Source organism: Ignavibacteria bacterium, from assembly GCA_041649015.1.
In the GTDB taxonomy this organism is placed as follows: Bacteria; Bacteroidota; Ignavibacteria; order Tepidaquicellales; family Tepidaquicellaceae; genus CAIKZJ01.
The window spans coordinates 343150-359082 of the sequence record JBAZNU010000001.1 but is presented as its reverse complement, the minus strand read 5'-3'; the positions used below and the strand labels follow the sequence as shown (position 1 = coordinate 359082).

The window sequence follows — 15933 nt, the reverse complement described above, 5'->3', positions numbered from 1 at the left end:
AAGTTATAATTCAGTATAACTTTATTTTACAAAAACTTATTTTACAAATTTAAAGAACAAATAAGATAAAAATAGTGAAAAGAATTAAAATTATAGCAATATTGATGTTGTTTTCAGGGATTATATTTGCTCAGAACGACACTCGCGTAGGGGAGTTTGAAACTAAAAAGATCGGGCAGAATTATTTCAATTATTCAGACCCCGACAAAGTAAATATTGAAGTCATTGTACTTGGTGGAGTGAAAAGTCCGGGGAAATATTTGGTGCCGGATGGTACTACTTTTCTGGATATAATGAGTTTAACAGGCGGTCTTATTAATGACAGGATTGGAGATAATATTAAGTTTATAAGACCAAGCGAAAAGACAGGGAAATTAAAAGATAACAAAGTAATATTGCTAAAGTATGCAGATTTGTATAAAGATGATGCAGTATCAGTTGTTGACAAGATTAACCCGGTACTCCAGCCCGGGGATGTAATAGCAGTACCGCTAAAACCCGAAATGACGACTTGGGAAACAGTAAAAGATGTTCTTGTAGTAATTACACCACTGGTATCAATCGGTACTTTGATTGTATCAATCTTAAATTATACAAAATAGATGGACCAAAATATAAATAATATAAACAATTTAGAATTACAGGAAGAGATTCAAGGAAAAGGGTTTATGGACTATTTAAACTTAGTACTGCTAAACATTATTCCTATATCAGTAATACTAATTATTTCAGCGGTAGTATCCATTTTTTATGCTATGAGCCTTAAAGACCAATATCGATCAACGGCTATGTTGAAAATTGACAATCCCAAAGGAAATATACTAACCGAAGACTTATTGGGTGGTGAAATGAGTAGCTATCAAACAGAGACTTTTATTCTGAACCAGATTGAGCTTATGAAAAGTTACTATATTCGTGATCTTGTGGCAAACGCGCTTTCTGATTCTATAAAAAATTTCGAAAGCAAAAAGGAGTTTACTAGATTAATCATAACTTTGGAAGACGGCACCAGAAAAGCAGCAACACAGAATGAAATAAGAAGAATGTTAAGCGGTTTGGTAAAATTTGAGCAGCCAAATAAAAAAGTAAATTTATTATTAATTTCTTCTGAAAATCCAAATTTTGAAGAGGCAAAATTAATAACAACAACATATTCAAGTGTTTTTGAGGAGTACACAAAAATAATTGGAAGGCTTGATGTAACGGCTGTCAAAAATTACCTTGCAAACGAAAAAGAGAAGAAATATTCCGAATTGAATATAGCTGAAGCTACTCTTCAGGATTTTCAAAAACAGACAGGTTTAATTTCTGTAACTACACAGGCAGGTCTAATAATTAATAATATTTCTACTTATGATGCCGCGAAGAGCAATACCGAAATCGAAACAAGGGCAGTAAATAGTTCATTGGGGATTTTAAATGAGGAACTTAAGAAGATTGACCCGGAATTTACAAAGTATATTGATAACCAGTTTAATACATCGTATGTTGAGGGTCTTACAAAAAAGATTGCCGAGCTGGAAGTAAACAGGGATGTAGAACTTTCGACATTAAAAGATGAAGAATCAAAGCAAAGAGTTAAAAAATTGTACAATGAAAGAATTGCACCGTTAAAAAAAAGCTATGATGAAAAGGTTGTTTTTGTAAAAGACGGCATACTTTCCAAAACCCCGCAGGATAAGATAACACTAACAGATAAGATACTTGAATCAAAATTAACATTAACCTCCTTAAACGAAAAGAACAAAATAATTTCGAGAATATTGTCTAAATATGAAAACGAATTTAATCAGCTTCCCGAAAAAACTATTGAATATGCAAAACTTGAACGAAATCAAAAATCTCTCGAAAAGCTATATTTAATTCTTGAAGAAAAATTTCAGGAGGCATCAATTAACGAACGCGCAAGAATAGGAAATGCATTCATACTTGACCCGGGCATAGAAAATTTCGGACCTGTTGGACCGGATCGAATGAAAATAATTTTAATGGGTATATCAATAGGATTAGCGATTGGGGTTGGGTTTGCTTTTGGAAGGGATTTTCTCGACCGTACAATAAAAGACCCTGAACAGCTTGAAAAACAGGGAGTAAGCATGCTGTCATGGATACCGTCAATGGAAGGACTCAAGGATGGGAGCGGCGAACAGCGAATACTTATTCAGGATTCAAAGAACAACACTGCTGCAGAAGCATTTAAAGCATTAAGAACCAGAATACAATATTCCCGAACAAAAGACGAATCATTCAAATCACTGTTGATAACAAGCTCTGTTCCGGGAGAGGGAAAAACATCTGTTTCCGGTAACCTTGCTATGACATTTGCATTATCTGACAAGAAAACATTAATAATAGACTGTGACTTTCGTAAACCCAAACTTCACACATTATTTAAGCAGGAAAGATATCCCGGTTTATGCGACATATTTTTCAGTGATTTTGATTTAAAAGATGTAATAAGAACAACAGAAACAAAGAATTTAAGTTATATATCATGCGGGACGCTTCCGCCGAACCCCTCGGAAATACTTGGCTCCGAGCAAATGTACAAATTGCTTAAGGAACTCGAAATGCAATATGATGTCGTAATGCTTGACTCTCCGCCTTTTATGTCAGTAACAGATGCGGAGATACTATTCAATATTACAGACGGCACAATACTGGTTGCACGGGCAGGTAAAACAAACAAAGATGCTTTTTACAAGACATATAATAAATTAAAGAGTATTAATTCCCATAAGCTGCTTGGATGTGTTTTGAATGATTTCTCTTTCAAAAAGGCGTACGGATATTATTATTATAATAATTATTATTACTATTATTCATACAGTGGAAGCGGGGAGAAGGGGAAGGGCAGTAAGAAAGTGGAAAAGTGAGGAAGGGAGGAGGAGCAATTAGGAAGTTAAGAAGTTATGAAGAGCAATGAGAAAATGATCCGCCACGGCGGACGTCCTCCCAATAAGATGACGGATCTTCGACAAAGAACGCGGAAAGTGAGAAAGTTCAACTTTTGGCTGTTGGGAAAGAGCAGGAACTAAGAACGGTAAACAGTGATCTGTGAACAAGGATGAAAAGAATTTAAAGAAAAAAACAGTATGAAGCACATACCATACGGAAGACAAAATATAACAGATGAAGACATTAACGCTGTTGTTGAGGTGTTAAAGTCTGACTGGTTAACACAGGGACCAAAGATAAAAGAGTTCGAGTCAGCGTTTGCAAATTATATTGGAGTGAAATATGCGGCAGCAGTTTCAAATGGAACGGCTGCTTTGCATTTGTGTTCAATGGCATTGGATGTAAAGCCGGGTGATAAAGTGATTACAACACCTATTACATTTGCAGCATCAGCCAATTGCGTGAGGTATAGTGGTGGAGATGTTATTTTTGCTGATATTGACCCGGAAACATATCTATTAGATATTGAAAAAGTGAAAATGTTATTAGAAGCATCACCAAAGGGAACATATAAAGGAATTCTTCCTGTAGATTTTTCCGGAAGAGCTGTTAATTTAGAGAAATTTAAAGAGCTGGGAGACGAGTTTAATTTATGGATTTTAGAAGATGCATGTCACGCACCGGGCGGATATTTTACTGACAGCAAAGGAAACAAACAGAATTGCGGAAACGGAAATTTTGCAGATTTAGCTATATTTTCATTTCATCCTGTTAAGCATATTGCTTGCGGAGAAGGTGGAATGGTAACCACAAATAATGAAAAATTGTATAAGAGGCTGCTTAATTTAAGAACGCATGGAATACAACAGGATTACAGCAAAAGACTATATGATGATTCAGACTGGTACTATGAAATGCAAGAATTAGGTTACAATTACAGATTAACAGACATACAAGCAGCATTGGGGATAAGCCAGTTAACAAGGGCAAAGGAAGGAACACAAAGACGGAGAGAAATAGCAGAAAAATATTACAATACATTTAAGGGTTTATCATTTATCAAAGGACAGAGCTGTATTATTGAAGGACACGCTTATCATCTGTATGTTATCGAAGTAGAAAAAAGAAAAGAACTTCATATGCATTTAAGAGACAATAATATTTTTGCTCAGATACATTACATACCTGTTCATTTAATGCCTTATTACAGAGAATTAGGATGGAAACCCGGAGATATGCCGCATGCAGAGAATTATTATAGAAATTGCATCAGCATTCCAATGTATCCTACATTGACAGATGAACAACAAAACTATGTAATAACGAAAATATTAGAGTTCTATTCATAATAAAATCAACTATTACTTATTAATTTAAAGGCATAGGTTTTTGTGACAGGGTATAAAGCATTAAGCAAACAAATATACACAAACAAAGATCATTCAATTGTGCCGATACGAATGCAAGACAGGTATCTGATAATGCAATGGCGCAATGAGCAGATTTATCATTTAAGGCAGGAAAAGCCATTAACAAAAGAAGAGCAGGATTTTTACTTTGAAAATGTTGTTGCAAAATTATTTAAACAAGAACAGCCTGACCAGATTTTATTTTCTTATTTAGAAGGTGAAAAATGTATTGGATATGGCGGGCTTGTTCATATTAACTGGAAGGATAAGAATGCGGAGATTTCGTTCATAATGGATACATCGCTTGAAAAAGATCATTTTAAAATTCACTGGTTAAAATTTTTAGATTTAATAGAGTTGGCTGCATTTGAAGATCTTGAGCTTCACAAATTATATACTTATGCGTTTGATTTAAGACCTAAACTATACGAGGCTTTAGAAGAATGTAAATTTAAAAAAGAAGCAATTTTAAAAAGTCATATTCTTTATAATGAAGAATTTAAAGATGTTATAATCCATTCTAAGTTTACATCAAAAGGATTCATAAGAAAAGCAACACAGTATGATACTGATGTTACATATTTGTGGGCAAATGATCCAAAGATAAGGGAATATTCACTAAATAAAGAAAAAATTGAATATGAAAAACATAAGAGCTGGTATCTGGATAAAATAAATTCCAATGATTGTCTTTACTTGATTTTACAAAAGAATGAAAACGCAATTGGTTCCATAAGATTTGATTTTGAAGATGAAGGCAAAGCTAAAATAAATTATTTAATTGAGCCAAAAGAATTTGGAAAAGGATATGGCACATTAATCTTACAACTTGGAGTAAAGTATTTGATGGAAAGCAAAAATGACATAAAATGTGTCTATGGAATCGTATTTCATGTTAATGAAGCCTCAGTAAAAATTTTTGAAAAATTAGGTTACGAATATATTAAAATCGATAAAGATATAGCCAAATATCAATTAAATATTTAATGAAAATAATTAACAAAGAAATAGAAAATAGCAATCAGGCTTTTATTATTGCAGAGCTTTCGGCTAACCATAATCAGAAACTTGAAATAGCAATTCAAAGCATAAAAGCTGCAAAGGAAGCAGGTGCAGATGCAATTAAGCTGCAAACATATACAGCGGATACGATTACTTTGAATTCTGATAAGGAATATTTTAAAATAAAGCAAGGAACAATTTGGGACGGAACAACGCTATACAAATTATACCAACAAGCATACACACCATGGGAATGGCAGCCAAAGCTTAAGAAGTATGCTGAAGAGATTGGTTTAATTTGTTTTTCTTCCCCATTTGATAAGACCGCGGTTGATTTTTTGGAAAAAATGAATGTTCCTGCATATAAAATCGCGTCTTTTGAGATAACAGATATACCTTTAATTGAATATACCGCATCTAAAGGAAAACCTATGATAATTTCAACAGGAATTGCTACGTTAGCAGATATTGAAGAGGCGGTTAATGCATGCAGAAGAATGGGAAACAATGAAATAGCATTGCTTAAATGTACTTCCTCTTATCCCGCTCCTGTTGAAGAAGCAAATTTACTAACAATACCTCATTTACGGGATACGTTTAATGTTGTACCGGGACTTTCAGACCATACAATGGGGAGTGCAGTTTCAATAGCAGCTGTTGCATTAGGGGCAAAAATCATAGAAAAACATTTTATACTCGATAGAAAACTTGGTGGACCGGATTCAGCTTTTTCAATGGAACCAGCTGAATTTAAACAAATTGTTGAAGGAATACGGACTGTGGAAAAAGCATTAGGGAAAGTTAGTTATGATTTGACCCCAAAAGCTGAGAAAAGTAAAATGTTTTCGAGATCGCTATTTATTGTGACGGATGTAAAAGCCGGAGAAAAAATCAAAGAAGATAATGTCAGATCAATCAGGCCTGGCTATGGGCTTCATCCTAAACACTATAAAGAAATATTAGGTAAGAAATTCAGGAATGACTATGAAAGAGGAACACCACTGGAATGGGGGATGATTGAGTAAAGAAAGAAGAAATATTGCAATTATACCTGCACGCGGTGGAAGTAAAAGAATTCCAAGAAAAAATATAAACGATTTTCTAGGTAAACCAATAATTGCATACAGTATTGAAGCTGCTATTAAATCGGAATTATTTGACGAGGTAATGGTTTCAACTGATGATGAAGAGATTGCGGAAATTGCAAGAAAATACGGGGCTAGTGTACCTTTTATGAGGTCAAAATTTAATTCAAATGATTTTGCAACAACGGCAGATGTTCTTTTAGAAGTTTTGGAAGAATATAAAAAAGATGGAAAAGAATTTGATTATTTATGCTGTGTTTATCCAACAGCACCTTTTGTTACATCTGTCAAATTACAAGATACTTACGATTTAATGATTCAAAAAAATGCCGAAGGAGTTATTCCAGTAGTGAAATTCAGCTACCCAATCCAAAGAGCATTTAGAATTACGGAAGAAAATATATTAGAATTTATTTGGCCTGAAAATATCAATAAAAGAAGTCAGGATTTCGAAACCACTTTCCATGATGCAGGACAATTCTATTGGATAAAAACAAAAAGTTTTTTATTAAATCAGATTTTAATTTGTAGGGGATCAATTCCATTAATAATTGATGAAATATCAGTTCAGGACATCGATTGTGAAGCAGATTTTAAAATTGCAAAACTAAAGTATAAATTAATTGAAGGAATATATAATGATGAATTATAAAACGGAGCAAGAAAAATTTTGGGCAGGTGAATTTGGCACTAACTATATAGAGAGAAATAATGATCTGCAAATAGTTGCCGGTAATATAAATCTTTTTTCTAAAATATTAAGTAGAGCTAATAAAATTAACTCAATAGTTGAGTTTGGTGCAAATATTGGATTAAATTTAATAGCTTTAAAACAACTTATTCCATTTGGAAATTTCTCAGCAATTGAAATTAATAAATCAGCGTGCATTGAATTAGAAAAAATGCCGTGGATTTATACTTTTAATGAATCTATACTGTCATTCGAATCAGAAAAAAGGTATGATTTGGTATTCTCTAAGGGTGTTTTAATACACATAAATCCAGATGAACTAGAAAGTGTTTATAACAAGTTATTTAGCGTGTCTAAAAAGTATATTTTGATAGTTGAGTATTATAATCCGACTCCAGTTGAAATAAATTATCGTGGACATAAAGGGAAACTATTCAAAAGAGATTTTGCAGGTGAATTAATTAAATTATATCCTAATTTAGAACTTATAGATTATGGTTTTTCCTATCATTTAGACCCTAATTTCCCTCAAGATGATCTTAATTGGTTTTTATTAAAGAAAGAGATTTAATTCGCAATGGAATATCCATTAGATTTAAAATCAATTAAGAAAATAGGAATTAATAATTGGCTTGATAATTATATTTGTTGGCCCATAAATGAAACGGTCTTTTATAAATTGTTTCAAGATATACAAAATGAGTATTCTAAAAGCACCAAAATGTTGGCAATTGAAGAAAAATTATTATTGTATACTACATACAAAATCAGTTATGAAATATTAATGTATTGCCATTCATTATTACTAACGAAGGAACTAGATCATAATAAACAAAAGCCATTAATTTTGGATAAAGATTGGGATTTCAAATATTTTATTCAAGGTAATGATAAATATTACGGAGTACTAGAAAAATATAGTAATAAATTAGTTCCTAATCCACCTTCATTTATTTCAAATATAAAATACGGAGCAAAATCAAAATATAATAATTTTAAAAATTTTAGATTATCGAATAATAAAAGGAGACCTATATATTCTATAAGCTCAAATCCTCGTAAAATATTTCAAGATTTCATGAGTAATCAATATTATTTGCATATGTTTTCTCCTTATCCGATCTTTTTTCAATACAGATCACTTTCAAAAGAGGATATTCAATTGACACAAAAAATTAGTAATGTATATCAAAATATATTAACTAAGATCATATACAAGTATAATTTAGATTTAAATGTGAGTTATTTATCATATTTTGATGGAGTTACAACTGAAATGTTGCAAAGAATATTATTATTAGTTAGAAGTTTTGAAAAGTATTTGACAAATAAGAAAAAAGGCTTATTAATGGTTGATTCTTTAGGTACAACTTTTAGTCGGGCACTTTGTTTTGCGGGAAAGTTAAATGAATTTTCAATCGTAGGGGCTATTCATGGAAATAATTTTGGGATAAATAGAAATAGGTCTCTTGCTTTTATAGATCTTAGTCTAGTTGATCAATATTTGACACCAAATAAAACATCGAAGAAATTATATACTAAATTATTTGATTTAGTATTAAACAATAATAATAAAATAAATATTATTAATACAAAGCAAGATTATTACAGCATATTACTCCAAAAAAATAGGATAAAAACTTATAGAAATGAAAATTATAAAATAATGTTTTTAGAATATCCTCTTACTAACCTCAGACACGATAATATTTACGCGTTTTGGCCATATCAGTTAAATTTAGTTCTAAGAGTGATGAAATCTGTGAGGAAAATCAGTAAATCCATAATTATTAAGAGACATCCTGATAGACTGTCTGAATCTGAGAATCTTTATAGTAATTTTGTAAATGAGGAGATGGTTGAACCTTTTGAAACGGTATATAATGAAGCAGACTCTATTTTTTTTACTAATTTAACAAGTACTACATTTACGTATTCATTAACAACTAATAAAAACATATACTTTTTTGATTATCTCTTAAAAGATGTATGGGAAGAAATACACGAAGCTCTTTATGAGAGGTGTAATATTATACCTTCGTGGCTTGATAAAAATGGATTTTTGGAATATGATGAATATGTTTTGCAGGAAATGATAAACAACCCTAAATATATTGATTGGAATAAAAACCTGCAAATTGATCAACAATTATTTCTGCCTTAATAAATTTTAAATGTATACTCAAATTTACATAAAAGACAAAATATGTTTTAGTATAATATCCTTTAATAAAATTCTATTAGTAAAATAGTGGCCGTATTTGGCAATTCAATTGGATATAAACATAAGAATAGTATTTCATCAGTTGGTAGAAATTTTGGAAAAATAAATCAATGTTGTTAAAGATTATTTTTAATAAAACTTTATAATGTCTTACATTCTTGTATAAACTGTTCTGTTTTGAGAAAAACACATTTGAAATTTGTATTTAATTATAATTTTAAGAGTAATCTAAATAATATTTAATTAAAGTATATTATATCCCCATATGAATAATTTTAAAGCTAAAGATTTAATAATAAATCAATTGCTTTATGCCCCCAAATAATCAAAATCATTATATATTAGTCACTCGAATGTTTTCTGGATTGTTTGAATCTTTTGCAAAAAATGAGTGGAATCCTACAGGTATTCCGACATTTGTCAAATTGGCGGAACAATTAGTTAAAACTAAAAAACTGACATGGCTGATTTCATGCAAGACGGAAAAAGAATCTAAGATTGTTAGTAATAGGTTTATGCACCTAAAGATAGATCAATACAATATTTTCGTTATCCCATACTTAAACATCTTTTATTTTGCAAAAATAAAAAACATACTTAATGATTTGATAACCATTATTTATTGTATTTATTTTACCTTTGATAGAGGAAAAAGACTATATTATTTCGATAGGTCTAACATTAAAACGGCTGGATTTGTTAAAATATTTTTACGTCAATTTGTTGTTATTAGATTACTTGGATTGTATCCAGATCAGAAAAAGCTTGCATCGAACATAAAGTCAAAAATTATTAGATTTGCAGAATATTTCGCATATAAAGTTAAATACAATTTAGCTGTATGTACCCAAGATGGAAGTGGGATTGAATTTTATTTAGAAAAATTACTCCATAGAAAGACAGAAAGAGTTGTATTACTGAATGGAGTTGAAAGGTATCAATCAGAAATTAATAAGAAAAAGGGAAATTTATTATCTCTATTATTTGTTGGAACATTGGCAGAAAGCAAAGGCGTTTTATACCTCATTGATGCGTTGACTCTTTTAAAAGAAAGAAATATTGTTTTTAATACAACAATAATAGGGAAAGGATATCTAGAAGAGGATATTCGTAAAGCTATCATTAATGGAGATCTTTTGGATAATATCAAATTAATGGGGGCAGTGGAACATGAGAATATATTTAGATATTACAAAGATGCTGATGTGTATATATCCTTAAACAAATTAGGAAATCTTAGCAATACTGTTCTCGAAAGTATGAATATGGGAAATTGTATCATTATGCTTGGGAAAAATAATATTGATTTTACCGATGTATTTACAGAGAAATTTATTCCGAATGATAAAGTGAATATTATTAATAGAGAAAATATTGTTACCGGTTTAGTAGATATCCTTGTTCACTTATATGAAAACTATCAATTAGTATTAGAATATTCTTCACAAATAAAGAGATTTGCAGATGAAAATATTTGGACATGGGACGAGAGAATTAACTATGAAATAGTGTTGCTTGAGAATATCCTCGAAGAGAAGAGATTAAATAGAAAAAAAGATGATAGAAATGAATAAAAGAGTACATCTCCTGATTGATAAATCTAGAATTGTTGATTATTCCTTATTACCGCTTAAGTTTAACAAGAATAGTCTATACGGTAGAGGATATAATTTGTCCTTTTTTTTTAAGCCAACTAAAAAATGCCTTACATGTGATATACTAATCCTTTTTTCGAAACCTGTTTTAGAGATGTTAAATGAAAAAATGGCAATTATCGAAGAACCAAGTCCAACTTTGGATTTATTAATAAAGGCTAGAAAATATTCTAATAAAGTTATTTGGATGGATACTTCTGACAGCACTAGCGTTACCCATTTTGAGTTACTCCCATTTATTGATTTGTATTTAAAAAAACAATTATTTAAAGATAAGACACTATATAAAAAAAATTTTTATGGAGGTAGAATATTTACTCAGTTTTACCACGATAAATTTAGTATTATTGACTCAAATCCATTTAATCAATTTTTCACTTTAGAAGATAAGTACTTTGACAAGGTTAATATTTCATGGAATATTGGTTTAGGGGATATGTATTCGGCATTTTCTAAAAATAAATTAATACCGAGTTTGATAAGTAAACTAATGAGTAGGTATTATGTAAAATATACATTACCCTTACAGAGTAAGAGTAAAGACTTATTTCTTAAGACCAGTACAAATTTGGAAAGAGAATTGATAGGGTTCCATCGAAAAGAATTAATTAAAAGATTAGATGAAATTATTATTAAAAACAAACTCGTAGGTATTATACAAGGTAAAATGTTATCTACAAAGAAATTACGTGAAGCAATGGCAGATTCCAAGATAATACCAAGTCCTTTTGGATGGGGAGAAATTGGTGTGCGTGATTATGAGGCATTTATTAATGGATCGGTACTATTGAAACCGGATATTTCGCATCTCTCAACTTGGCCTGAAATATTTATTGAAAATAAAACCTACCAGCCATTTAAGTGGGATTTTAGCAATTTAGAAGAAGTAATCATTAATCTCCTTGAAGATGAAAAGCAGAGAATAAATATTGCAAATAATGGGCAAAACTACTACAAAGATTCTATCTCCAAAGATGGAATGTCGCGTTTTTGTGATTGGTTTATTAATCAGATTGAAAAATAACTCATTTGAATATAATGGATAAGAGAAAAGAATTCACTGAAAAAGCATTTGACCGAATATTTTTAGAAAAAGAAAAGTTGTCATACAGGTTTAATGATGATGAATTGAGTATTCGAGATCTTAAAGTTAAACAACAATTACTAGAGGTTGGTGTTTTTGGGAAGAAATATCTTGATATTGGGCCTGGAACTGGCAGATGGCTTCAATTTGTAAAAAATAATGGTGCTTCCTATTGCGGAGCGATTGACATTTCACAAGAGTCATTAAATCGATGTAATAAACTGTGTGATAAAACCCAGAAAGCTGATGTGGAATGTGAAATTTTTAATTTTGAGTCTAGCTATTTCGACATTGTCGTTTCATTTATGGTACTCGAACATTTGAAAAATCCAGAAAATTATTTAAACGAAATTATTCGGGTTACTAAAAGCGGTGGATTAATTTTGATGACTATACCAAATATACTTTCTTTCCTTTCTCGATTAAGGGTAATAATAGGGAAATTACCAAGTGCAATTACCGATGATCATACCCATGTAAAATATTATACGAAAAAAGAACTTAAAAAGTTATTTAAACCATATAATCTTTTCCCTGTTCTTATACCAACATCAATTTCATGGAATCCTTTTGCTCCTAAAAAACTATTAATTCCATCAAATAAATTAATAAAATCATTAGATGATCATTTATTATTTAGAATTATTGTTAATAAATAGATGTTTTGTCTTTAATATGCATGAATTATGGCAATAAAAGTAGTTAAACAAAATGGATTTTATGAAATTCGAAATAATTTACGCTGAAGATGTAAAATGGAGCAAATCTATACTTGAAGATATTATAATAATATCTATAGGGTCATATTGGTATGATGGCGCTTATTATTCAGGTAAAAAGGCTAATATAAAGTTAATAGAAATATTTCAGTTAAATGCAGGCCACCATTTTCAAAAGATAAAAGAAATTATCAGTGAGCATTTAAAAGGTTTTTCTGGTCATTTTTCTTTTATTGTCATTACTCCTGCAATAGGGTTTGCAGTTGTGGACAAAATAAGGTCTTTTCCAATTTATTATTTTCGAAATGATAATAATATTTACTTTTCAAACTCGGCACCTACTCTTCAACGAAAGTTTTCGTTAAAAGACTATGATCCTTCATCTATTCTTATATTCAAGATGGCAGGATACACAATCGGAGACTCAACCATTTTAGTCGAGATAAAACAATTACAATCAGCTGAGATTATTATTGTTGACTTAAAAACAAATAGCGTCAGTTCAAACCGTTATTTTAGATATTTTGTTGATAAAACATCCACTGAATCGGAAGAAAATCTATTAGAGGAACTTCACGGAAAGACAATAAAAACTTTTACAAAAATGATTACATCGTTGAATGGAGCCCCTGTTTGGATCCCTTTGAGTGGAGGGTTAGATTCAAGATTAATTTTAGCATTACTTTTAGAATTAAAGTACGACAATATAACTACTTATACATATGGCAAAAGTGGTATTTGGGAAATTGAAAGAGCAAAGTTTATAGCTGAGTTCCTAAATGTTAAATGGCATTTTATTAAGTTCAATCCTTTAAAAATTAGAAAATACTTCAATACTTTCGATAGGAAAAAGTACTTTAATTATGCTGGTGGATTGAATTCAGCACCACACCTTGCAGAATATTACGCGCTTTTAGAATTGAGAAGGAAAAATTATATCCCGGAAAACGCGGTTATTATTAATGGGCAGTCTGGAGATTTCACTTCAGGGGGGCATATTCCAAAATTACTTTTAGAAAATAATTCTGAAAAAATTGATATTAACACTTTCCTTAAAGTAATTATTGATAAACATTACTCTCTTTGGTCAAATCTAAATGATATTTCAAATAATAAAATAATATCTGATGAAATTATTAGACTATTAGATTTATTTAATAAAAAAGTATTTACAAAAGATCAATTTGCAAAATATTATGAATTACACGAATGCGAAGAAAGGCAAGCAAAGTTTGTGGTGAATGGACAACGGGCATATGACTGGTTTGGATATGAATGGAGGTTGCCTTTATGGAGCGATGAGTTGATAGAATTTTGGATGAAGGTTGATTGGAAAATTAAATTTGGGCAAGGATTATTATTAAAATATTTAAAGAAATACAATTTTGGAAAAGTTTTTGAGGATATAACATTACCTCCTCAATTTTCATATTATCCGTTATGGATAAAACTTTTGCGGCCAGCTATTACGTCTTATTCGAAAATTAGTAGTAATCAACCTGATTATTTGTATCGGAAATATTTTTTATATTTTATGACTTACTCACCAATGTACCCTCAATCTAAGTTTTCTGAATATTTAGAGGATTCTAAATATCATCGAAACACAGTTTCGTATTTTTCTAAATATTATCTGATGGAGTTATTTAATACAAATGAAATTCATTAAAAAAAATTGTGGGATTAAGATTGACAGATCACTTTTTCGAAAGAAAATTGTAAAAGACTATTCAGCGCTAGTTGGATCGAATTTTGCGTTAAAACCAATTCAATTTATTAAGGGTTTACTTGTCGCAAAATTTTTAGGCCCTTCTGATTATGGTATCTTAAAATCTGTTGAACTTATTCAGATGCTAGATAAATTTGGGAGTCTTGGATTCAATACCACTGCAGCAAGAGAAATTGGTAATGCTTTAGGTGCCAATAATCAGAAAAAAGTCGAAACAATTAGAAATACTGCTTATTCATCTGAATCTTTATTAATTTTAGTACTCTTCTTCATAGGATTAAGTAGTACTATCTTTTTTGATTCAGTAATGCTTTCTGTACTAATTATAATGGCCTCAACTGGAATGCTTGTCTCTAAATTTAGGGCAATTTTCGCAACAGAAGCGGTAATTCAAAAAAAATTTATTCTAACAAGTAAAATAATATTTTTTACCAATTTAATAGCCGCTATTTTAGTAATAATACTTGTACCCTATTTGAAAATTTATGCTGTATTATTAACTAATATTATAAGTGGTCTACTTTCAATTATATTTTACTTCAAATCGCTGACATTTAATTACCAATTTAAAATTAACAAAGATGAATTCAAAAAAATACTTGGAATAAGTATTCCTTTAACTTTCAACACACTAGCTTTTGGCACATTTAGATATGCTGAAAGAATACTTATCATTCGTTATTTAAGTATGGACGCACTTGGGTTCTTTGCATTTGCATCAATGGCTGTCGGACATTTTACAATTTTATTTTCAACTTCAGTTAAAGTAAGAATGCAAGATATTTTTGAAGGTATTGGAAAAGGGGATTATACAAGAGTTCATAAAATTGTATTACGAGAAACAACCTTATTTACAATCATCTCATTGCTTTTAATTCCACTGTTATGGCTATCAATAGAAATATTTACCCCACTATTATTGCCGAAATGGATAGATGGTATTTATTCAGCACAGTTATATTTATTTATGCTTCCACTCGAAGTTATTCCAAACTATGTCTCTATAGTTTTAATATCATCATTGGTAAATAAACAAAAGATATTACCTCTTTATAGATTAATTTCAACAGGATTGTTGATATGCTTTACTATTATTTTATATTATTGGGGTATACTAACTTTAGAGAAGTTTATTATTATCTACATATGTTCATCGGCATTTTATAAAATTACAGTAATTGTTTTATATAAAAAACATTTTTATAACATTTATGTGCAACAATAAAATATGAAATTATGGTTGTGGTAAGAAAAGAGTTCCCAATAGTTCGGAACTCAATATTCCTGTTGTTAGTATTTGCTTTCATGACAAGTAGTATTGTGATGAGTTTGCTTAAGAGTTCTTTTGGAGTACCTTTACTACCTTATCATAAATTATTTCTATTTATTATACCAGTTTATATTCTATTAGATACAAGGAAATCAAAAACCATTAAA

At 30.3% G+C, this 15933-nt stretch carries 13 protein-coding genes; all 13 read left to right on the top strand.

Annotated features, from left to right (window positions below):
* Positions 1-74: 74 nt before the first annotated feature.
* Positions 75-602 (top strand): SLBB domain-containing protein, encoded by a 528-nt coding sequence (locus WC644_01490; GenBank protein MFA5010601.1) that lies wholly within the window; start codon positions 75-77, stop codon positions 600-602.
* Positions 603-668: 66 nt separating this feature from the next.
* Complete coding sequence (locus WC644_01485; GenBank protein MFA5010600.1) at positions 669-2876, top strand: polysaccharide biosynthesis tyrosine autokinase; 2208 nt, start codon at positions 669-671, stop codon at positions 2874-2876.
* A gap of 219 nt (positions 2877-3095) precedes the next feature.
* Complete coding sequence (pseC, locus tag WC644_01480) at positions 3096-4247, top strand: UDP-4-amino-4,6-dideoxy-N-acetyl-beta-L-altrosamine transaminase (protein MFA5010599.1); 1152 nt, start codon at positions 3096-3098, stop codon at positions 4245-4247.
* A gap of 111 nt (positions 4248-4358) precedes the next feature.
* Positions 4359-5294, top strand: coding sequence for a GNAT family N-acetyltransferase (locus tag WC644_01475; protein ID MFA5010598.1), 936 nt, complete (start codon positions 4359-4361; stop codon positions 5292-5294).
* Positions 5282-6334, top strand: coding sequence for a pseudaminic acid synthase (gene pseI / locus WC644_01470; GenBank protein ID MFA5010597.1), 1053 nt, complete (start codon positions 5282-5284; stop codon positions 6332-6334). Before WC644_01475 ends, pseI begins: the two co-directional genes overlap by 13 nt.
* Positions 6327-7046, top strand: coding sequence for a pseudaminic acid cytidylyltransferase (gene pseF, locus WC644_01465; protein ID MFA5010596.1), 720 nt, complete (start codon positions 6327-6329; stop codon positions 7044-7046). The genes pseI and pseF overlap by 8 nt, the downstream gene beginning before the upstream one ends.
* A complete protein-coding gene (locus WC644_01460; GenBank protein MFA5010595.1) occupies positions 7036-7656 on the top strand; it encodes a pseudaminic acid biosynthesis-associated methylase in 621 nt (206 codons plus the stop codon). The genes pseF and WC644_01460 overlap by 11 nt, the downstream gene beginning before the upstream one ends.
* 6 nt (positions 7657-7662) lie before the next feature.
* Positions 7663-9249 carry a hypothetical protein gene (locus WC644_01455; GenBank protein ID MFA5010594.1) on the top strand — a complete coding sequence of 529 codons (1587 nt, stop codon included), beginning with the start codon at positions 7663-7665 and terminating at the stop codon, positions 9247-9249.
* Between the two features lie 371 nt (positions 9250-9620).
* The gene (locus WC644_01450; GenBank protein MFA5010593.1) at positions 9621-10883 is read left to right on the top strand and encodes a glycosyltransferase; all 1263 of its coding nucleotides are present in this window, start codon (positions 9621-9623) and stop codon (positions 10881-10883) included.
* Positions 10876-11988: a hypothetical protein gene (locus WC644_01445; GenBank protein MFA5010592.1), complete on the top strand. Its 1113-nt coding sequence runs from the start codon at positions 10876-10878 to the stop codon at positions 11986-11988. Before WC644_01450 ends, WC644_01445 begins: the two co-directional genes overlap by 8 nt.
* Positions 11989-12002: 14 nt before the next feature.
* Positions 12003-12707 (top strand): class I SAM-dependent methyltransferase, encoded by a 705-nt coding sequence (locus tag WC644_01440; protein MFA5010591.1) that lies wholly within the window; start codon positions 12003-12005, stop codon positions 12705-12707.
* A gap of 61 nt (positions 12708-12768) precedes the next feature.
* Positions 12769-14436 carry an asparagine synthetase B family protein gene (locus WC644_01435; GenBank protein MFA5010590.1) on the top strand — a complete coding sequence of 556 codons (1668 nt, stop codon included), beginning with the start codon at positions 12769-12771 and terminating at the stop codon, positions 14434-14436.
* A complete protein-coding gene (locus tag WC644_01430) occupies positions 14423-15721 on the top strand; it encodes an oligosaccharide flippase family protein (GenBank protein MFA5010589.1) in 1299 nt (432 codons plus the stop codon). Before WC644_01435 ends, WC644_01430 begins: the two co-directional genes overlap by 14 nt.
* Positions 15722-15933 lie beyond the last annotated feature (212 nt).